The organism is Sphingobacterium detergens (genome assembly GCF_003610355.1).
Lineage (GTDB): Bacteria > Bacteroidota > Bacteroidia > Sphingobacteriales > Sphingobacteriaceae > Sphingobacterium > Sphingobacterium detergens.
This window is the reverse complement of the sequence record NZ_RAPY01000001.1, coordinates 1,250,431-1,271,029: the sequence shown is the minus strand read 5'-3', so window position 1 is coordinate 1,271,029 and position 20,599 is coordinate 1,250,431. Positions and strand designations below refer to the sequence as shown.

At 40.8% G+C, this 20,599-nt stretch carries 18 protein-coding genes and 1 tRNA gene; 8 read left to right on the top strand and 11 right to left on the bottom strand.

Going from position 1 to position 20,599, the window contains the following annotated elements; genetic code table 11:
* The first annotated feature begins 348 nt into the window (after nt 1-348).
* The 3 genes from DFQ12_RS05530 to DFQ12_RS05520 all read left to right on the top strand — a co-directional run bounded on the left by DFQ12_RS05530 (nt 349) and on the right by DFQ12_RS05520 (nt 1,994).
* Complete coding sequence (locus DFQ12_RS05530) at nt 349-1,287, top strand: leucine-rich repeat domain-containing protein (RefSeq protein ID WP_120257985.1); 939 nt, start codon at nt 349-351, stop codon at nt 1,285-1,287.
* 20 nt (nt 1,288-1,307) lie between these two features.
* A complete protein-coding gene (locus DFQ12_RS05525) occupies nt 1,308-1,526 on the top strand; it encodes a bacteriocin immunity protein (RefSeq protein WP_120257984.1) in 219 nt (72 codons plus the stop codon).
* A 147-nt stretch (nt 1,527-1,673) separates the two neighbouring features.
* Nucleotides 1,674-1,994 (top strand): hypothetical protein, encoded by a 321-nt coding sequence (locus DFQ12_RS05520; protein ID WP_147420333.1) that lies wholly within the window; start codon nt 1,674-1,676, stop codon nt 1,992-1,994.
* A 92-nt stretch (nt 1,995-2,086) separates the two neighbouring features.
* Here the strand turns inward: DFQ12_RS05520 and DFQ12_RS05515 are convergent.
* Nucleotides 2,087-2,159, bottom strand: a tRNA-Lys gene (locus tag DFQ12_RS05515).
* A 131-nt stretch (nt 2,160-2,290) separates the two neighbouring features.
* A complete protein-coding gene (locus DFQ12_RS05510; RefSeq protein WP_120257982.1) occupies nt 2,291-4,210 on the bottom strand; it encodes an ABC-F family ATP-binding cassette domain-containing protein in 1,920 nt (639 codons plus the stop codon).
* A 60-nt stretch (nt 4,211-4,270) separates the two neighbouring features.
* Between DFQ12_RS05510 and DFQ12_RS05505 the strand changes: the two genes are divergently transcribed.
* Together DFQ12_RS05505 and DFQ12_RS05500 are read left to right on the top strand one after the other, a co-directional pair.
* Nucleotides 4,271-5,305 carry a quinone-dependent dihydroorotate dehydrogenase gene (locus DFQ12_RS05505; RefSeq protein ID WP_120257981.1) on the top strand — a complete coding sequence of 345 codons (1,035 nt, stop codon included), beginning with the start codon at nt 4,271-4,273 and terminating at the stop codon, nt 5,303-5,305.
* A 9-nt stretch (nt 5,306-5,314) separates the two neighbouring features.
* The gene (locus DFQ12_RS05500; RefSeq protein ID WP_120257980.1) at nt 5,315-6,094 is read left to right on the top strand and encodes a TIGR02757 family protein; all 780 of its coding nucleotides are present in this window, start codon (nt 5,315-5,317) and stop codon (nt 6,092-6,094) included.
* Between the two features lie 350 nt (nt 6,095-6,444).
* Here DFQ12_RS05500 and gap read toward each other — a convergent pair whose 3' ends face one another.
* The 6 genes from gap to DFQ12_RS05465 all read right to left on the bottom strand — a co-directional run bounded on the left by gap (nt 6,445) and on the right by DFQ12_RS05465 (nt 14,318).
* The gene (gene gap / locus DFQ12_RS05495; RefSeq protein WP_120257979.1) at nt 6,445-7,452 is read right to left on the bottom strand and encodes a type I glyceraldehyde-3-phosphate dehydrogenase; all 1,008 of its coding nucleotides are present in this window, start codon (nt 7,450-7,452) and stop codon (nt 6,445-6,447) included.
* Between the two features lie 6 nt (nt 7,453-7,458).
* On the bottom strand, nt 7,459-8,079 hold the full coding sequence (locus DFQ12_RS05490; protein ID WP_120257978.1) for a TlpA family protein disulfide reductase: 621 nt from the start codon (nt 8,077-8,079) through the stop codon (nt 7,459-7,461).
* Between the two features lie 236 nt (nt 8,080-8,315).
* Nucleotides 8,316-9,410, bottom strand: coding sequence for an AI-2E family transporter (locus DFQ12_RS05485; RefSeq protein WP_120257977.1), 1,095 nt, complete (start codon nt 9,408-9,410; stop codon nt 8,316-8,318).
* Between the two features lie 375 nt (nt 9,411-9,785).
* On the bottom strand, nt 9,786-9,986 hold the full coding sequence (locus DFQ12_RS05475; RefSeq protein ID WP_120257976.1) for a hypothetical protein: 201 nt from the start codon (nt 9,984-9,986) through the stop codon (nt 9,786-9,788).
* A gap of 83 nt (nt 9,987-10,069) precedes the next feature.
* On the bottom strand, nt 10,070-13,108 hold the full coding sequence (locus tag DFQ12_RS05470) for an AAA family ATPase (RefSeq protein ID WP_120257975.1): 3,039 nt from the start codon (nt 13,106-13,108) through the stop codon (nt 10,070-10,072).
* 4 nt (nt 13,109-13,112) lie between these two features.
* Nucleotides 13,113-14,318, bottom strand: a complete 1,206-nt coding sequence (locus DFQ12_RS05465) for a metallophosphoesterase family protein (protein WP_120257974.1) — start codon at nt 14,316-14,318, stop codon at nt 13,113-13,115.
* Nucleotides 14,319-14,541: 223 nt separating this feature from the next.
* Here DFQ12_RS05465 and DFQ12_RS05460 point away from each other — a divergent pair, with 223 nt between their 5' ends.
* A complete protein-coding gene (locus DFQ12_RS05460; RefSeq protein ID WP_120257973.1) occupies nt 14,542-15,240 on the top strand; it encodes a carboxylesterase family protein in 699 nt (232 codons plus the stop codon).
* Between the two features lie 187 nt (nt 15,241-15,427).
* Here DFQ12_RS05460 and DFQ12_RS05455 read toward each other — a convergent pair whose 3' ends face one another.
* Entirely contained in the window at nt 15,428-16,189 is a 762-nt protein-coding gene (locus tag DFQ12_RS05455; RefSeq protein ID WP_244211683.1) for a murein L,D-transpeptidase catalytic domain family protein, read from the bottom strand.
* A gap of 82 nt (nt 16,190-16,271) precedes the next feature.
* Nucleotides 16,272-17,291, bottom strand: coding sequence for a L,D-transpeptidase (locus tag DFQ12_RS05450; RefSeq protein WP_120259237.1), 1,020 nt, complete (start codon nt 17,289-17,291; stop codon nt 16,272-16,274).
* A 103-nt stretch (nt 17,292-17,394) separates the two neighbouring features.
* Here DFQ12_RS05450 and DFQ12_RS05445 point away from each other — a divergent pair, with 103 nt between their 5' ends.
* Complete coding sequence (locus DFQ12_RS05445) at nt 17,395-17,802, top strand: NUDIX hydrolase (RefSeq protein WP_120257972.1); 408 nt, start codon at nt 17,395-17,397, stop codon at nt 17,800-17,802.
* Nucleotides 17,803-17,880: 78 nt separating this feature from the next.
* Nucleotides 17,881-19,284, top strand: coding sequence for an OmpA family protein (locus DFQ12_RS05440; protein WP_120257971.1), 1,404 nt, complete (start codon nt 17,881-17,883; stop codon nt 19,282-19,284).
* A gap of 206 nt (nt 19,285-19,490) precedes the next feature.
* Here DFQ12_RS05440 and DFQ12_RS05435 read toward each other — a convergent pair whose 3' ends face one another.
* Nucleotides 19,491-20,543, bottom strand: coding sequence for an outer membrane beta-barrel protein (locus DFQ12_RS05435; RefSeq protein ID WP_120257970.1), 1,053 nt, complete (start codon nt 20,541-20,543; stop codon nt 19,491-19,493).
* Nucleotides 20,544-20,599: the final 56 nt, after the last annotated feature.

Genomic DNA, 20,599 nt, shown 5'->3' with positions numbered 1-20,599 from the left:
TAGTAAACTCCGCGCTGTATTTCAAGTTGCGATGCTTTTTGCACTTGGGAAAAGAAAGAAGCAACTTTTAAAAGAACTTTATAATTAAGTAACATTTGAAAGAATGCCGATGAAATCATTTTTTAATGAATTATGCCTGTTTTTCCACTGATAGAAAGGACAGTCGTAATACCAGGCTCCGTGGCACTGAATTTGCAGAATATAGGTGCTGTAAAAAAGAGGAATTTATATATCCATATGCAGATGGATAGCCTTTTTTGGAGGAATTATAAACTGAAGGCTTATCTTTTAAGAACGCATTCCTGAATTGGCATTAGAATGAAAATATAATATTTTATCCTGGAAACAATGGTTATAAAAGTGGAACGCTATAGTACCGAAGACTTGCTTAAAGTCCAAGCGGTAAAAGTTTCTGTAATCTCCATAGAGGCGTCTATCGAGAGTGAAAAATTACACGCTATCAAAAAGCTCTTGCAGGCAAACAGTGAGATACGAATTGTATTAATCGTTGATCCTGCGACAAGTGCAAGCGAAGGAAAATACAGTAACCTGGAGATCATAAGACCTTTAGGCGAAATTAATCATTTAACCATTCTTGCCTTTGGTTCCGTTGCCTTACAAGATTTAAATTTATTGGAGGGTTTGACAAAGCTCGTTTCCTTTCGCCTGGATGGGAATTATAAAAAAGATATAGATTTAGGACCGTTAAAAAATGCGACCGGGATAGAGGAGCTGGAATTGGAATTTGGGTTGTCAGGAGCAAAGCAGATTGCATTTGTAAATGATCTTGCCCATCTGCGGCGCATAAGGGTCTCTGCGCTTGATCTTAAGGCGGTGCCATTAAATTACGGTGTGGAAGAACTAATAATAACGAGTACGTTAAAGAGTCCTGAACTTCTGGCCTCGATCTTTCCCCGGCTAAAAATGCTAACGATAGGTAAAGCTAAAGGTATAGATTCCTTTGATTTTATTGCTTCACTAAAAGGCCTGCAATCCTTGCAAATAGGACACACCAGCAAATTAACCAACCTGCCAAAAATGGATGATCCCTTGAGACTCAGATCGCTTCATCTGGTAGCTGTCAAACAGTTTGACGACCTGGAAAACATATTGCAATTCAAACAATTGGAGGAGCTGAAGATTACCGAACCGACACGAATGGAACTTTCGGAATTTATAAAATTGAAAGATATTAGATCTTTAAAAAAGGTCTACGCGGTCTTTCCAACCGAAGCGGAGGATAGGGCCTTTCAGCAAATGGCAACACAAATAGGATGGGAGTTTTGACCTTTTAAATAGATTTTTATATGAAAAACCTAAGCAGACAAGAATTGATTGATTTGGTAGAAAAAATCAGCAATGCAGAAGGTAAGACGGAACAGGAAGACGACGATATGTTAGACCTCTTCCTGGAAAATGTGCCTGATCCCAATGCAGCAGATTATATCTTTAGCAAAGAGTACGAAGGCTTATCGCCGGAAGAGATTGTAGATCGTGCCCTGTCTTACAAGCCGTTTATTATGTGATTGCAAAAATAGCCTCCGTATAAAACTGTTTGATGATTAACATGACAAGGATTGTAGAAAGAAGTATTCAATAAGATGGGCAAAGTCAGTATCCGGGTAATTTAGGATTAAAAATGATATCCAGTAAAATACCTACTAATAAATATTATGACACGCAGAAAAATTATACTTACTTATCTCTGGCTTGCGCCGCTCATGTTTGGGCTTATTACACTGGTCTCTTATGATAATGACATCGACGATATAAGGTTTGGATTCCCCGAGACCTTTTATTCAAAAATACATGGCATGAGTCTCATTACCGGACAAACAGGGTATGCAATATCATTTCGCATATGGGATTTTTTGCGGGATTTTGGTTTTGCGCTGATCGTTACATTGGTGGTCGTTTTAGTATACGCACGATTTAGAAAGAAAAAAGGGGGCCAGGCTACGGCTCAGTCCCACGGTTCCCGCAAGCCCTCCTGAGCCTCGAATGGATCGAACCCGGGCGACACTTCTTTCGAATCCTGATTTTGTTAAAACAAAAAAAGCTAATCTTTCGATTAGCTTTTCTCTTGTGATCCCGCTGGGATTCGAACCCAGGACCCATACATTAAAAGTGTATTGCTCTACCAGCTGAGCTACGGAATCGTACTTCTTTTTTGAACTACCGTTCCTTGTTTGAAGTGATGCAAAAGTAGGGCTTTAATCCTATTCCTGCAAATTTTTTTGGCTTAAAATCGTAGCTGTTTGCTTAAAAAGCTGATTTTAAGCCAAAAAAATTAATCATTTTCCAATTCCATAATTTCCTCGGCCAATTGCTCCCATTGCTCTTGATACTGGGTTAATTGGGCCTTAGCAGAATTGTATGCGCGCGTAGTTTCCTGTAACTTAGTCGCATCCGAATATACAGCTTCATCAGCCAGTTTCAATTCTAAATCTTTGACCAATATTTCCTGTTCTTCCACTTTTTTCTCCAACGCAGCAAGCTCTTTATTCTTTTTGCTCAGTAATCGTGTCCGGTCTTCAGATGGCGCTTGTTTCTCTTTTTTAACCTTTGGCTCTTCTTTGACTTTTTTCTCCGGTTTTGCCTCTGTTTTTACAATACGCTTAGCTGCCCATTCTTCATATTCCTGATAGGTACCCGGATATTCTTTGATCTCCTTGTCCTCGATATACCAAATTTTGTTGGCCACGTGATCCAAGAAATAACGGTCGTGGGATACAACAATACATGTTCCCTCGAACTGTTGTAGGGCCTGAATCAAAATATTAACCGATTGCATATCCAAGTGATTGGTAGGCTCATCGAGCGCCAAGAAATTGGCGTCTGCGGTCAGCGCCTTAGCAAGGGCTACACGGGATTTTTCACCTCCAGACAACACTTTAATTTTCTTGAATGCATCATCGCCCGTAAATAGGAAACAACCCAATATCGAACGTAATTCAGTCTCCGTATGTTTTGGCGCAAAGGCCTGTAGTTCGGCCAAGATCGAGTTTTCGAGATGGAGCGCTTCCAGCTGATGCTGTGCAAAGAACGTTTGCGACACATTGTGTCCATGTTCTGCTTTTCCCTCAAACTGAGTATCTGTGCCCGCCACAATACGGAGTAGGGTAGACTTACCTTTTCCGTTCGCACCGATCAAAGCGATCTTATCACCTTTTTCAATAATCGCAGAAGTGTTTTTTAATATCTCTAGGTTCGGATAGGATTTAGAAATATTGTCTAATGTCACCACATGACGGCCAGAAGGTTTTGAAAACTTAAAGCTAAAGTTGACCGTTGGATTATCGTCATCGACATCCTCAACTCTCTCCATTCGATCCAAAGCTTTAATCCGGGATTGTGCCATTTTAGCTTTGGATGCTTTGGCGCGGAAACGCTCGATAAGTCGTTCTTCCTGTTTGATCTTAGCCTGCTGATTTTTGAACTGGTTGGCCTGTAGTTCGTTTCTCAACTCCTTTTCTTCCAGGTAAAAGCTATAATTACCTGCATAAAGTGTTAATTTTCCTTTGCGCGACTCCACCGTCTTTTTGATGATGCGGTCCAGAAAGTACCTATCGTGCGATACAATGACGATTGCTCCATCAAAAGCCTGTAGGTAATTCTCAAGCCACTTGATGGAAGGTAAGTCCATGTGGTTGGTCGGCTCATCCAATAATAGAATATCCGGTGTCTGCAATAAAATTTTCGCAAGCATCACACGCATACGCCAGCCCCCAGAGAATGTCGCCAGTGGCCTTTTTTGCTCTTCTTCCGAAAAACCTAGACCTGCAAGGATCTCATGCGCTTTGAATTCAAGATTATAGCCATCCAGCGCTTCAAATTCCAGTTGTCTATCGCTTAGTTTATTGAGAATATCGTCCGAATAATCTGTTTCTAATTTCGCAAGTAAGTCTTCGATTTCGGCATGTAGCTGATTTTGGCGTTCGAACGCTTCCATAGCAACGTATAGAATGCTCTTGTCCGAATGGTAAGATAATAAGTCCTGGTTTAGGTAACCGATCTTTAGATCTTTTGCCATGGAAATTGTTCCCGAAGTTGGGGCATATTGTCCAACGATCAAACGCAATAAGGTCGATTTTCCGGCTCCATTGGCACCAATTAAACCTACTTTATCACCTGGTTTGATGTGCCAGTTTGCCTCATCATACAACGCTCGGGATCCTATTTCAAATGTTAAATTATTTATTGATATCATTTCAAATGCAAAAGTACAAAAGTAATGAATATTTCTTCTTGTTTGACTAACTTTGCGATTATGTATAAATTAGTCAAACCTATATTCTTTACAATGAATCCGGAGATGGCTCACCATAAAGTGACCAGCGGATTGAATGTCTTCTCAAAAATTTGGGGTGCCAAGCAATTATTGAATGCTATTTTTACAGTAGAAGATCCTCGCTTGGAACGTGAGGTATTTGGACTGAAGTTTAAAAATCCAGTAGGCCTAGCGGCAGGCTTCGATAAAAATGCCGAATATATCTCTGACATGACTAATTTAGGTTTTGGTTTTATTGAAATCGGAACCGTCACTCCAAAACCACAACCGGGGAATGATAAACCACGTATGTTTCGTCTTGTACCGGATGAAGCACTGATCAACCGCATGGGGTTCAATAATCAGGGCGCAGACGTCGCTGCAACCCGATTAAAAAACCTAAAAGATCGAAAAGGACTTCTGATCGGTGGTAACATTGGAAAGAATAAAGTGACACCAAACGAAGAAGCGGTAAACGACTATATTTATTGCTTCAATGCACTCTTTGATGATGTAGATTACTTTGTTGTCAATGTCAGTTCGCCAAATACACCTGGCTTAAGGGATTTGCAGGAAAAGGAACCGTTAAAAAATATATTAAATACACTACAGGATCTGAATAAAACAAAACCGGCTCCCAAGCCAATTCTGCTCAAGATCGCACCTGATCTAACAGATAGTCAATTGGATGATATTGTTGAGATCGTTATGGAGACACAGATAGCGGGAGTTATCGCGACCAATACCACAATCTCAAGAGAAGGTTTAAAGAGTCAGCAGGATTTGACACAAGAGGCCGGAGGGGTGAGTGGACGCCCGTTGACCAAGCGTTCAACTGAAGTGATCCGCTACCTCAGCGAAAAATCCAACAAAGCATTTCCGATCATTGGCGTAGGTGGTATTCATTCTGCCAAAGATGCTATTGAAAAACTTGATGCCGGTGCTAGTCTTATTCAGGTCTATACCGGATTTATTTATGAAGGTCCGGGATTGATCGCAAATATCTGTAAAGGGATACTACAGACAGGACGATAAACAAAGACCATGGCAGTAGATTTTAATTTAAAAGATTTTTTGGATAAAAAGGTTGATGAATATAATCAACCTAATTTTATTCCCAATGATCCCATATCCATTCCACATCAATTTTCAAGTAAGAATGATATCGAGATTACCGGGTTCCTAGCGTCTATAATGGCTTGGGGACAACGTAAAACCATCATCAATAAATGTAATGAATTGATCGCAAGAATGGACGGCGCGCCTTATGATTATATCATGAACCATACCGATCAGGACCTCAAAAGCCTGCTTGGTTTTAAGCACCGAACATTCAATGATACGGATATTCTTTATTTCGTTGCTTTTTTTCGGTACCACTATAGCCACTTTGCGTCTTTAGAAGATGCTTTTTTGGTAGGGCAGGAGACCGTAAAAGAGGTGGATTTGGAGCAAGCGCTGAATGCATTTAAAACCTATTTCTTTTCGCTTCCGGACTATCCGCACCGGACGCGTAAACATATCAGTAGCCCAGCCCAAAAATCTACTGTCAAACGTATCAATATGTTTTTACGCTGGATGGTCCGAAAGGATAATAAAGGGGTAGATTTTGGGATTTGGAACCGCTTGTCACCAAAAGACCTGATCTGTCCTTGTGATGTGCATGTCGAACGTGTAGCGCGAAAATTTGGACTGATTACCTTGGAAAAGGTCAACTGGAAGACCGCACAAGAGTTAACGGGCAACCTTCGTCTATTGGATCCCAACGATCCGGTAAAATATGATTTTGCGCTTTTCGGCTTGGGGGTAGAACGGGAACTATAAAGTCGCCTCAAGTCCCTTCAAGTCCGCTCAAGTCCCTTCAACTGCCTTACTCCAGTACAGATGTTACACAGATGTAATACTAATATACCAGTATAACCCCAGCAACAGGGCATGTAATCAGCGGGTACGCTAGGTGACAGACGGTACACCTAGGGGTACTGATCACTCGAAATATCCATGCTTAGGATAGCAGCTATTGACTGATATTAAACAAAACGAAAGGTGCTTTTCTCGTACTTTATCTGCGCCTGGTCTAAAGTGCTGATACCTTGTAAATAGGCCTGTAAAAGTTTAAAAGAGAAAGCCCGTATTTTTAGGATACGGGCTTTCTTTATTTTCAGCTGCCTAGCTTAAACCAGCTGGTCAATCTTAATCAGAAGGTCCACCAAACGATTGGAATAACCAAATTCATTGTCATACCAACCCACAACTTTCACTAATCCACCCACTACTGAAGTCAATTGTGCATCGAAAACACAAGAATAGGGGTTGTTGATAATATCAACAGAAACGATTGGGTCTTCCGTATAAAACAATACCTGCTTTAATTCGTTTTCCGCTGCAGCTTTAAAAGCTTTGTTGATTTCTTCAACCGTTGTTTCTTTTTCTAACGTACAGGTAAAATCTGTTAGCGAACCATTCAGCACAGGAACACGTATACCTGCTCCTCCCAACTTATTCTGTAGATGTGGAAAGACATTGGTAATTGCTTTGGCAGCACCTGTCGTTGTCGGTATGATAGCCGAAGAGGCGGCACGTGCCCGTCGCAGATCTTTATGTGGTGCATCATGCAGGTTTTGATCTCCCGTCATGGAGTGAACCGTGGTGATATATCCGTCTTTTATCCCCCAATTGTCATCTAATATTTTGACCAATGGGGCGACGTTGTTGGTTGTGCAGGAAGCATTCGACAGGATCGAAGCCGAGAGATCGACAGCATTATCGTTGATCCCCAACACGACTGTTGCAATATCTTTGTCTGTTGGCGGAGCTGAGATAATAACTTTTTTCGCACCCGCTGTTAGATGAAGCGTTGCTTTTTCACGGTTCGTAAAATGCCCCGTTGATTCAACAACAACATCAATATGCAAGGATTTCCAGGGTAGTAGGGCCGGATCTCTTTCATTGGTAACCAAAATAGAATGGCCATTCACGATAATATGATGTTCATCGTGTGTGACCGTACCAGCGAAGGGTCCATGCACCGAATCATACTTGAATAAATGGGCCAAAGTCTTGGTGTCAGCCAAATCATTGATGGCGACCACCTGCAATTGATCAAAAGCATCGCGAAGAAAAATATTACGTAATGTGTTTCTTCCGATGCGTCCAAATCCGTTTATCGCTATATTGAGCATTTCAGCTTATTTATGAAATTGGCTTATCGCCTCATTGATATTTTTCTCACCTTCCCAATGTGCTTTTAGTTTTCCATCAGCACCGTAGACATAATTTGCTGGGAACTGTGAAGGAACATGTATGTTTTGGATAAAGGTTTGATCTTTGTCAATCAAGACTTCCACATTGGAAGATTTAGATAGCTTTGGTGCGAAGCTATCGAAGAATCCTAATACCAATGCCGGATCATTCATAGAAATATAGAAAATATTGACATCTTTTATGCGATCAATATTTTTTTCGAGTTCAGTTGCTTCATGCTGACAATGGCTACATCCCGGATCAAATAAGATGAAGACAGTATTCTTATCTTTAGCTAGATTCTCATTGCTGACACGTATGCCGGATCGAAGTTGGTAAAAAGTGAAATTAGGAAGAATTGCAGCCGGACCAGAAGACTGGGTAGGGGCAGCTTGCGCATGATCATGACCAGCGTGGTCGTGACCCGCATGGTCATGATTTTCAGCTGTATTTTCTGCGGTACTACTTTCCGTACCGGCTGTCTTTTGATTGCCCTTGTTGTTACATGAATAAAGCATGCCCGCCGCGAGTACAGCAGTTACTCCTAAGATTATTTTTTTGTTCATAGACTACCTTTGATTTTAAACCAGTTTTAGTGATTTGTTATTCTTTTTCAGGGGCGCTAGCAGAATATATTTATACCGTTCAGCTTGAGCTGAAGATCGATCATTCCACAACGACGCCATTGAAGAACCAAAACTATAAAAAAAATGGGATTATGCAGTGTCCAAACTCAAGTTATGACAGTTTACTGGTTATCATCTTTGATGCTTCCCACTGCAATATGTCTCCAAATTTTATGCTATTCCATTGTATCTGTGGTGTTGCTGGGACTATTGGGGTCTATCAACGTCGTAGATTGTATAATTTCTGGTGTACTTCGACCAAATTCATTGCTATATACCTTGAGTAAGACTCCCACACAGGATAGAATAAGTGGACCAAATATCAATCCTAACATACCAAAGAGATTTAATCCCAATAGTACCCCAAAAACGGTTATTAAGGGATGGACATCTCCAAGTTTTTTCAAAATTGTAAAGCGAAGAATATTATCAATACTTCCAATGATAATGATACCATAAAGTGCTAACCCTATCGCGTTGCCGGATTGCCCATTTGCTAAGAGAAATACCGCTGCTGGAAGATAAACGACCATCGTGCCCAGAATTGGGATTATGGTGGCAACAGCGGTCAGAATACCTAAAAAAATGGGGCTTTCCAAGCCGAAAAACCAGTAGCCTAAGCCCGCGACAATACCTTGGCACATCGCAAGTATCGGAATACCAATGGCATTTGATTTAACCATCATATCAAATTCTTTCCACAACTCAGCTTTACTTGCTTTGGAAAATGGAATAGCATTGTAAATACCCTGTTCTAATTTTTTGCTGCTGACCAGCATAAAATACAGCACAAATAATGCGACTAAAACATTTACGCCTACCTCAGCGACGGAATTTAGGATGTTGGGGATAAACTTGGCCGCCCGTTGAAGCGCCCCCATCAATGCCGTGTCGGATAGATCGATGTTGCTGAGATATGGGCTATCTTTGAAATAGGTTTTAACGGAATCAAATTTTTCCATAATCTCATTTTTATTGCTGATCGCATCAGTCACTTGCGGAACCATATAGTTGATCAAGAGATACAATGGTCCAACTAGAAATATAATCGTAAGCAGGATTAACAATATACTCGCAACGGATTTGTTCCATTTTTTCTCTTCTGTCAATTTGAAATTGATTTTTCGAAAGAGGACATATAATGTTATTGCGCCCAAAAAGCCCGGAAGATAGTAGAATAGACTCGTAAATATCAAAATGCATATCAGCAAAATAATGATGATAAGCATAATCTGGTTAATGGAGTTGTTGTTTATCTGTTTGTATTTCATGTGTCTGGAATAAGTACCGCTTTAATTTCTATTTTACGTATGACAATATTTTTTTATAAATGTTTTGTATTGTTAAATTAAACTTACTTTTTTAGAATTTCAATGATTTTTTTAATTTCTTTTTAAGGGCAGTAAAGCGAGAGAGTAGGGCCTAGAAGGATAGATTAATATTTTAGTTGCGAGAAATAGTGATAACCAAGTATAACAGTATTGAGCAGTAAAGCGAGGGAGTAGGACCTATGAGAGTAGACTAACTTCTTAGTTGCAAGAAAAGCGATAGATCAAGTATAACAGCATTGACCAGATGTAGATCATGGCAGGGGTAGGGCAAGAAATTTCCTTACCTCCTGAATCATATAAATTTTTCGCCAAAAACTAATTCTGGTTCTGCGGCATTAAAATCTCCTTTAAGATGCCCATGATATCATATTGCTTGACAAAGAGCATAGATGAGGTTGTCCGATGTTCAGTGGATTGATTGTTGTTTTCTGCCGCTAAATGAATTGTCGATTTAGCTGTTTTATGAAAAAAAGGATGAGACCCTTTTCCTTTTCGGTTATTTGAAAATAAGCCCATAATCTTTTGTTTTTTGGTTATAGCGACAGTTTTTTGGCTTCTGTCGCTATATCTAATCTACAAAATTACTTTGGGATTTACAATTAATTAATGAAAATTTGACTACCATGTTCTTCATCTTTTTCGATGGAAAGTGAGATAGGGATCCGTTCTTTCAATTCTTCGACATGCGAGATAATCCCGACTATTCGGTTTTCTTTGTGCAGGTCAAGTAAGGTTTCGAAGACAATATTGACAGAAGCGATATCTTGGGTACCAAAGCCTTCATCGATAAAAAAGAAGTTTTTAGCGGCTTTGGTATTGGACTGTACACTTTCAGCTAGGGCCAGCGCAAGACTCAGGGACACCTGAAATGCTTGACCGCCGGAGAGTGTTTTTACGCTCCTGCTTTTGCCTTCATTCAAATAATCAATGATTTCAAATTCATTATTTTCATTAATCTGTAAACTTAGCTGGTTGCGTGTCATTCGGTGAAAACGGATATTGGCATGGTCACAAAGCTGGCGCAGATAGATTGATGAAACATACTGCACAAATCCCGCTCCCTTAAATAGGTTAAATAGCTGTTTCAGATTATCATTACGAAGGTTTAATTGCATTTGTTGTTGCAGTAAAGTTTCTTTTTTTTCGTAGGCTGTCTCCAACTGATTCAACTCCTGTTCGCATTTAGCAACGTTCTCGGTCAGGATTTTAAGGTGATGGGAGCTTTCTTCCAAAGCAGCTTCTTCCTGTATAAAGACTGCCTCATCGTAGACTTTATCTGCTAACTTTTTGTCTAATTGCATCATCTGGGCTTTCAGGGTTTCAAATTGAATTTGAAACTGTTCCAGTTCGGCACGGATTTTCTGTACAGGTAGGTTCTCCGCTAATGTCTCTTTTACCTGATCTATCGCATTGAATACAGAAGCCTGGAGGAGTTGTTCGATCGTCGTGTTAATATGTAAGATCTCAGACTTTATGTTGATAATCCGTTCCTGAATGGATTGAACCAGGCTATTTTGTGCAGCAAATTGACTGTTTAGCTTGTTTAAGCGATCTGTCAAGGTATTATAGTCCTGTTCTATACGAAGATTTTCGGCTTTTAATGTATGATATTCGTTTTCGACCGTAGCTTTCTCCCGGAATTGATAATCAGCCCAGTTCAAGTGTTTTAGATGGCCTATATTTTGATTGATCTGGGTTTGTTTTTGCGCTTCCTCAATTTCAAGACCACTTAATTTTACATTTGCTCTTTCCAGCTTGCTCTCTATATCTGCCAAGGTGGTCTGATGGTTCGTAGCAATCTGTTCTGTAGCTACGATCTGCGCTTCGATGTTGGAAAGCTCCTGTTTTTTTTGTGTATAAATTGACTCATCCGTGCTGCTGTACGCTGGCCAGGTAAATTGAAGTAGGTGAGCGGCCTTCTGAGATTTGTTTGCCTGGATCTTGCTTGTGAGATCATTTTGTTGTACTTGTAGGGGTTGTAGACGGAGTAGGAGCTTTTCAATCTCGAACTTTTGATCAACCTTGGATTTTATGCGCGCATTGATTTCTACTGTCGCCCGTTGGTTTTCTGTCAGCTCTTGTGTGATATCTATTCCTTCCGCTATAGCAGGGTGTTCCAGGGCTCCACATAAGGGGCAGGGAGATCCCGCACTTAGATTTTCCGCGAATTGCGTGAGCTTCTGCTGCAATAGAAGATGTGCTTTCTCATCGTTTAGCGCGTTGAGTCGGGTTTCAAGCTCTAGCAATTCTGCTGCATACGATGAATCAAACGCGCTGGCATCGAAGTTTTTGCTTTGCAAATCAACTTGCAGATCGGTTATGGAAGCTTTGAGCTCCAGGAGTTGATGGTCGAGTTCGGTCTCCTGTTGCTGGATGGCCTGCTGTTTGGTGTACCATTGTCCCAGCTCCATCAGTTCATTAGCCGATGGTTTCGATTGTTTTAGTCGAAGGAGTAGGGTTTCGGTTTCCTGAATGTTGTTTTTACATTGCACCTGTTGCTCCTTAGCTTTCTGGACAAAATCCCGTCCTTTCTGTGCACTTTCTTTTAAACCTTTTATCTCAGTTGAAAAATTGATCAGCTGTAGAATGAGTTCGAGATCCAATTCACTGATCCTTCGTTCAGGCAATCGCTCATATTGCGGTCTTACCTGTTGCAGTTGCTGTGATAGCTGTTGGGTAGCTTGTTGAAGTTCCACAGATTTTGCTTCCTCCAACTGTAACTTGCTTTGTTCCTGCGCATCTTCCTGATTCAATTTCTCCTGTGTCTGGAGGATGTGAAAAAAGTTTGTATGCGCTTCTTCAAATCGTATCATCCGTTGACGCAAAGCTTCCTTTTCGGCTTGCTGATCAGTCAGCTGCTGAAATAGAGCCTTCATTTTGCTCAATTCCAGGAAATCTTCTTTCACATTTTTCAATGCCTGAAATTTCTCCTGAAGCAGCTTGTTTGTATGCTGCACCTTGCTGAAAGATTCTCGCTCTTCATTCAGCTTGTCACGTGTCGCGATGATACGTTCAGGGTTGATCTCTTCGAAACCCATCAACTGACCATTGAGCTGATCCAGTTCGGATTGATTTTTTTTATAAAGGGCCGCAACTTTGTCCTGCAAATCGAAACGATGGAGCTGAAAGATTTCTTTCATCATATCAGTTCGTTCCTTTGCACCCAGCTCAATGAACTCCTTAAATTGCCCCTGGGGAATGATGATTGTTCTTTTGAAATTTTCGTAACTTAATCCTATGATCGATTGCACGTTACTGCTTTCCAATGGAACCCATTGTTCATTGATATTTTCATATAATACAACCGTAGGAGATTTGACATCTTCAAAATTTTTGGAATTGCGTTTAAATTCCCTTGTTACTTTGAATGTGCGGTTTTCGAAATTAATGAAATCCAATTCGATATAGGAACGGTTTGATTTCAGATTCATCATATTGTAAGCGCGTTTGTCCCGCGCATTTAACCGTTCCGTTTCACCATATAGGGCATAGGTGATCGCTTCCAGGATAGATGACTTACCAGACCCAACAGCACCAAATATCCCAAAAAGACCAGCATCTGTCAAGGCTGTGAAATCTATTGTCTGACGTTCTTGATAGGAATATATACCTTCTACAGTTAACTTTAAAGGAATCATGGGCTTAAGAATTTAGTATTTCGCGAAAAAGGTTGAGGATATCGTCATTGGGTGCCTGGTTGGCGTTTTTGGATTTGAAATAATCCTGAAAAAGTGCGGATATATCTTGGGTCAGATTAATTTCTTTTGCATCAAGTGGGTTTTGTTTGTCGTGCTGCACAACCGGAATTAAATAGACGATACCCGGATGTGTCTGATAAATCAGTTTACGGTCTTCGGCTTTGAGGAAGGTTTCGGATTTGAGTGTTAATTCCACTAATGTTTCTGGATGCTCGGAGAGCCATGTAAGACATTGGTCGATATCGTCAAAGGATTTCCGGACCAAAGGTTTGCCTTGTTGGAGTGCAATGCGCTCGAATGTGACATGTGTATTGGGTACAGCATTGACAATGCTTACATATTTGGTCTGGCCAGCTTCGGCGAAACTATAACAAAGGGGAGATGAGGCGTATACAACAGGCTTTTCCGGAGAACCGATATTTTTGAATCCATGAATATGGCCGAGTGCGGTGTATTGAATCTGAGCCGGGATGGACTCTGAATAGATCAGGTCAGCATTTCCAATTTTAATTGGCTTTTCCCCATCGGGCTCGTCGATTAATGGGGATCCCATTTTATTCATATAAAGGTGTGCTGTTAGTATATTGACACCCTTTTCGTCGCAGTAGGTCTCCGCCAATTTTTGCCAATTTTCGGCCAATGCTTTATTTAATTGAACTTCTTTGTCTTCACCAAGATATTGTTTCAGCCGGACTTCATTGGCATAGGCGGTATGGAGTATACGGATAGGATAGTTGTAACCTTCCAGGTTCAACTCGATAAAACCATTGTCTGAGCGGAGGACAGAAAAACCTTCGGCCGTAAATGGCGTTACAACCGCATTTGGGTGACCAATGAGAATAATGCCAGATGCCCGGGCTAAAGGATCTGGTGCATCAATCAAATTGGGTGAATCGTGGTTCCCGGCGATAGCGATAACAGGGCGGGTGCCATTTTTTGCCAATCGTTTGATCGTTTTGTAAAATAACTCGATAGCCTCTACACCGGGATTGAACGTATCAAAAAGATCTCCTGCGATAAGAACCAGGTCGACCTCTTGCTGGTCTGCTAGCTGAATAATCTCCTCCATGACCAAAAGTTGTTCGTCCATCCGAGAGAAGCTATCCAGTCGTTTCCCTAAATGCCAATCGGCAGTATGCAGTATTTTCATGATGAGCCCTTATTTTTTACGTAATAGTACAAACTAAGATAAATTTGGTCTGATATGCAATTATAATTGCATATCAGACCAAATTTGTAGGAACACAGGTTTGAAGAGCATAGTTTGACGTATTGAAAATGTTAAAAGTTGTTAAATGCGGCAGGTAAAAATAGTTTAATTGTATTTTTAGTCCTCCAAAATTAAGCTAAGTAATCGTAGATAAAATAAATTTATGCGTAAAATTTACCTGTCTTTGTGTGTTCTCTTTCTGTTTTTGATGAAGATAAATGCGCAGGAAATAGAAGCGATCAAAGGGGAAACAGCTTATCCTTTCCTATTAAAAGAAGCTGATGCCGATGATGAAGCCTCGGAAAAACAACCTGTCTTTGTGTTTTTGCATGGCAGAAGTCTGTCGGGTACGAATTTGGATCGGGTAAAACGTTACGGAGTATTGTATGCGATTAATAAAGGGCAGGAGGTGCCCGGAATTATTGTTGCTCCCCAATCTCGCGGTGGCTGGGATCCGGATAAAGTGATGGAGATCGTTGATTATGTTATCGCGCATTACAATGCTGATCCTGACCGCATTTACGTCTGCGGTATGAGTATGGGTGGTTATGGGACCATGGATGTTGCCGGAAAATATCCAGAGCGGATAGCTGCGGCCGTGGCGATTTGTGGTGGCGGATCGAGCCAATATGCTTCCAACCTGACGCAGGTTCCAATTTGGTTACATCATGGAACAGCTGATCGTGCTGTGCCCATTTCAGAATCAAGAAAAATTATGAAAGCCATAAAAAAGGCGGACCCTGAAGCTGATGTGAGCCTAAATGTGATAAAAGGAGGGACACATGGTAGTGTGGAGCGCTTATTCCACGATGATGCGATCTATGACTGGATGTTAAAATTTAAGAAAAAGCATAAATCCTAGGCTCTACGGTATAGCTATTTTACGTGTGGCCTTTTGGTCACTTAAAAATATAATGATATAAAAAAATGGGATGTTCAGTAAGAATCTGGACATCCCATTTTTATGAATTTTGTTCGTAGCCCTTTGAAATCTAATTTTAAATAGCCAATTCTCGGGGTTCGTTTTTACATTTTAAATTTTCTTTATGTTAACCTTCATCTGCAATATCAAGTCGTTGTTTTCGATTGAATTGCGCCATCAACACATTTGGTTGATGGATCAGGTGCGTTTTGGCAAGGTAGTCCGGATTATCCGCATAGATAAAGAGGAGTGTTCCATCCTTTATTGTGTTGATGATCGGTCCGGCATATTCCCGGGGAACCGCAGGGCATCCGTAGCTTTTGCCTAACCTTCCCAAGCTTGATATGGTGCCTGTGCTGCAGTAATCTGCGCCATGCATCACCACATATCTTGCTTTGGCATTGTCATTTATACCTTCTTCAAGGCCATCCAGTACCAAGGAGTAGCCATTTTCACCATTATAGGTGTTTTCGGTAACAAAAAATCCCAATGAGCTTTTTAATGACTCTTGCTGATTCGAAAAATTTGTAGCATAATTTTCACCACTATTTTTTCCGTGTGATACCAAGGTGTTAAAAAGCACTTTTTTGTGTTCCAGATCAAGTACAACAAGTCTTTTTTCCGTGGATGCCATGGAAAAGTCGATGACTGTCATAATATCTTTGTTGTGGATGGAAAGCTCTTTTCTACCTTCCATTGCTTGTCGAAATGCCTCGTATTTTAATACTGGGCCTAGATTCATTTCATCATATAAAGAATCAACGGCTGTCCGTTGACGTTCTACATTTATATGATGGGTATTGGTTTGTTGATCTGTTGTTTTTAATTCTTCTTTTGATGACAATGCTGTATTAAGTGCCATTAAAAGAAACATAATCGTATTTCCCATTCTCCTCCCTTTTCTGTGTAGATGTTTACAAAAATAATTATTAAAGTTAATACATATTTGATTTACAGAATGTTAAATATTGTTAATCAATAACAATGACCAAGGAGGAAAGGTCTTTTGACCGTTTATAGACAAATTGAGCGTGAGATGACGCATTTCTGACACACATATGTGACTTAGGGGTTGTGCCCAAACTTTCACTGTATTCGATGATGCTACCGTTTGGATTATTGACCGGTACACCATGAATATATGCTCCAGCGGTAAACCGGGTCGCATAGGGAGCAAATCCGCCATAGGTTCGCGTGCCATCTTCAAAATAGAACATTTTTGATTTGTGTTCCTGGACGACAAAAAGTCCGGTGGGTGTTTCTTGGGCATGCGGCGGTTTGTGTCGGCCACTGGTAACCGGGTTCATGCTACGCACAAGCCACTCTTTACCCACTTTTTCCAATGTGCAGATGTTTTGGTTTTTGACATCAACAACATTAATAATATTAAATTGTACACTATCGCTTATCAGTCGCAGATAGCGCTTAGGGACGGTATATTCCCCTTCAAATGATACTCCGGCAATAGGTACCCGCGCCAAAGTGTCTGAACCCTTTACACGGACCAGCCAACCATCACGTCCATAACGTACCGGTTTGTCTGTTGTCGGGTCATACAATGGTGCTGCCTGATAACGCTCGACATTGAAACTGTCTGACACACGTTTGTAAGAATCCCGTTTGAAATCTTTGATCGTAGGAGCTTCACCTTTTTCATTTTGATAGTTTTGAAGGACAGCGTACAATGAAGGTGTCTGCTGAAAATTTTCGACATAAGCTAGACGTTCCTTTATTTTGTCCCATTGAAAGCTACGCGTGGTATCCTTATAGGGATAGGTATCTTCAAGTGTGTATTTTTTGTAAAGCAGATCTTTTTTGATCATAATATCTGCTGCTGTCACTACTTTAGGTTTTACTTCCTGTTTTTTGGCAGTGACAGTGTCTTGATGTCTAATTGGTTGCTCTTTTTCTGCTGTATTCTTCTTTTGCTGCTGGCAGCCCAACGATAGAAATAATAGGCTAAATACGAGACATGTTAATCCTTTATGCATATATGGATTATGTAAATTATTGTTTTGTTCTTTAAATATAAGAATAAAACACATTTTTTAAATGCTTGACAAAAAGTTAGTTTTGTAATTTCAAGTAAAAAGTATGCATAGGATTGTAATTTGTTCGGCTATGATGCTGAACCCTGAAGGGGAACTATTGATGGTTAGGAAAAAGGGCTCAAAATATTTTCAATTGCCCGGTGGTAAGATTGCTGCGGGAGAAAGCGATTCGGAAGCCTTGGTTCGGGAACTCCGGGAAGAGTTGCAATTTGATGCAGATCCCGCGACATTGCAGTTTATTGGTCGGCATGTGACGCAGGCGGTGAATGAGCGTGATACGCTGGTAGAAGGGTATATTTATTTGATCAAACTCGCTATGAAATTTGATTTTCCACCACAGGCCGAACTGGAAGAAGTGCAATGGATCAATAAGGCCAACTGGCAAGATTATCGGTTGGCACATCTAGCCGAAGAGTTCGTTATTCCAAAGTGGCTATCAGGAGATTTTTGATGTTGGATAGCTTGATGTGAACAAATTAAGGCTTTGCTTGTTAATGTTTTATATATAAACAATTAATAAACAAAGATTATGGAAAATCAGCTTTTAAAATCAGCGAAAGACTTTTTTGATGATGAGGTTCTTACTCGGATCGGGCAAAGTTTAAACCAGGATAATGAACAGGTAAAACAGGGCTTAAATGTTGTTGTTCCCTCTTTGTTTTTGGGATTGAGTCAGCAGACGGAAGGCGGGGGTGGGATTTCTACAATTCTGGAGCAGGCGAAACAGCGTTTTTCGAATTTTGATGTGAATCAACTTCTTGGCGGACAGGAAGCTCGTGGCGATGCTGAGGGGCAGTCGGGAGAATCCGGAGGTAGCAATATACTGACTTCAATATTTGGTGGTGGTCTAGAGACCGTATTGGGTACAGTGGCAGGTTATCTGGGATTCAGCGCTGAGTCGGTACAAAAATTGATGGGCTTGTCCCTGCCAGCTATATTTTCCACTTTGACCAATAAAGGTCAACAGTGGGATGCGAATACCATAAATCAAACTTTACAGGATAATAAAACAGCCTTTGCTGCCGCTATTCCGGCGGGGTTGGGTTTGGGCGCTTTTGGGAAATTATTTGATGGTGGCCATTTTTCTGCACCTGAGGAAGTAAAATCTGAGGAGATCGTGCCTGAAGAAGTCATACCGGATACTCCTGTAGAAGAACCGGTAGAACATATTGAAAACCGTCCCGGAGCAACAATCATTAATCCAGCTACTGAGTTGGAGGCACATAAGGAGCCGTTGGCATTGCCTAGAGCAGATGGAGCCAGAGCGGCCGCGGCATCAACGGGCTCCTCGGGCGGAGGCTGGTGGAAAATTTTGATTGCTTTGATCGTTATTGCTTTGCTCTGGTTTTTGTTTGGAAAAGGCTGTAGTGGCAATAAAAATGGTGCTGTTACAGATACCAGTGTCAATCAGGGGCCGGTGGACTCAGGAAATACAATGGGAAATGGTGCAGCTAGTCCGGTCGATCGTGAGCATTTGGATGTGATGTTGCCGAATGGCGGGAAGCTGGGGGCATTTAAAAGTGGTATAGAAGATCGGTTGGTGCAATTTTTAAAATCCGACTATAAGTCTTTGGGAGAAGATTCATTGAAAAATACTTGGTTTGATTTTGATAACCTGAATTTTGAAACGGGTACTGCGAAAGTATTACCTGAAAGCCAGGCTCAGCTCAGTAATCTGGCCGAGATTCTCAAAGCTTTCCCTGCTGCTAATGTGAAAATTGGTGGATATACAGATAAAACCGGAAATGAAGAGTATAATAAAAAATTATCACTGGAACGGGCAAATGCGGTGAAGGATTACCTGGACAAGGCGGGGCTGTCTAAGCAGGTGACCGGAGCGGAAGGCTATGGCTCGCAATTTGCAAAATACCCGGCAGATGCACCAGAGACGGACCGGATTTTAGACCGACATGTTGCGGTTAGTGTAAGGTAGTAGGGGATTTGAGATGTGATATGCTAGACTTGAGATACGAGACTTGAGATTCTAGATATGATAGGAGAGATAAAAAGCGGATCCAAAAGATCCGCTTTTTCTATTTGCAGAGATTGTATTTAATGGATATCTAATTGATTTCGTGAGGATATGAAATCATTCTTGCAAGCATTTATAGGTAAAGAAGAGTGTGGATAATACTTCATTTAGAAGCTATATACACATGCTAACAAAAATTGTCCGGCCGATTTTGTTGGGGATAGGTCATTCTTAATGAATTTTTCGGTATTGCTTTTGTCAAATCTAATTTCGGGAATGAATTTGAAGCCGTGGTAGTTGTATTCTGCTGTCAAGGTAGTTGCTAGCATATTTGAACTTGGGATGCCATTGCTTTCCTCTTTGTGCGTTTGGAAGAACTCCTCACGTAATCCTATTCCAAAATGCTCGGAGAGATGAACTCTTGGATAGAGCGCTATCCCAGTGTAACCGCCTTCGGCTCTTCTCTTGTAATGTGTGGCATTTACGCCAAGAAAGAATTTGGGTGTGAAATCATAATTGCCCACAAAATCTACGAGAGTGCCTGAACTGTAGTTTGATTTACCACCAACGGAGGAGCCTGTTAGGAAGTTGAGGTAGAAGCTGCCTTTATCGTTAGGTCTGTAAGTTAATTGCGAACCGACATGCGATACCCCATTTAGATCTTGGTATACATTCCAATCGTTAAATATACCGACCATTAGTGCAAACTTGTCGGAGAAACTATAGGTTGCTTTCAGTCCGGCATCTTGAAAAGGACCAGCGCCGAATAAATAAGAGGTGGAGTAATGAAAATTGTAGGTAGGTGAGATGACTTCAAATCCGACAAATGTTCCCATAAATCCGGCGGTCAGATTGAGCTTGTCCGTTAGATTATAGCCTACATAGAGATTTTGAATGTGGAAGCTGTTTTTATCGTCTCCGGGTTGGCCGTCTCCATTTACAATAGATCGATATTGTCCGCGGGGTCCAAAAGATAGTTCTCCTACAAAAGATGCTTTTTTGAAATTCTTCTTTAAGGCCAGATCAACCATACCAATGGAGACTGAATTATTGTCTTCAGTAAAGTAAGTATTGATGTTTGGTTTGTTTTGGAAGTCATACTTCCAATAGGTATCTACTGATCCTGATATTTCTACTGATTTTTCCTTGTTTTCTTCTTGTGATTTTGATGTTTTGATGAAAATTATTGAAAAAATAATGAATGTTAAGATTTTTTTCATGTCTAAGAGGTTTTAAGTTTGATTTGTTTTGGGTTTTTGGTTGATTTTTAACTGAT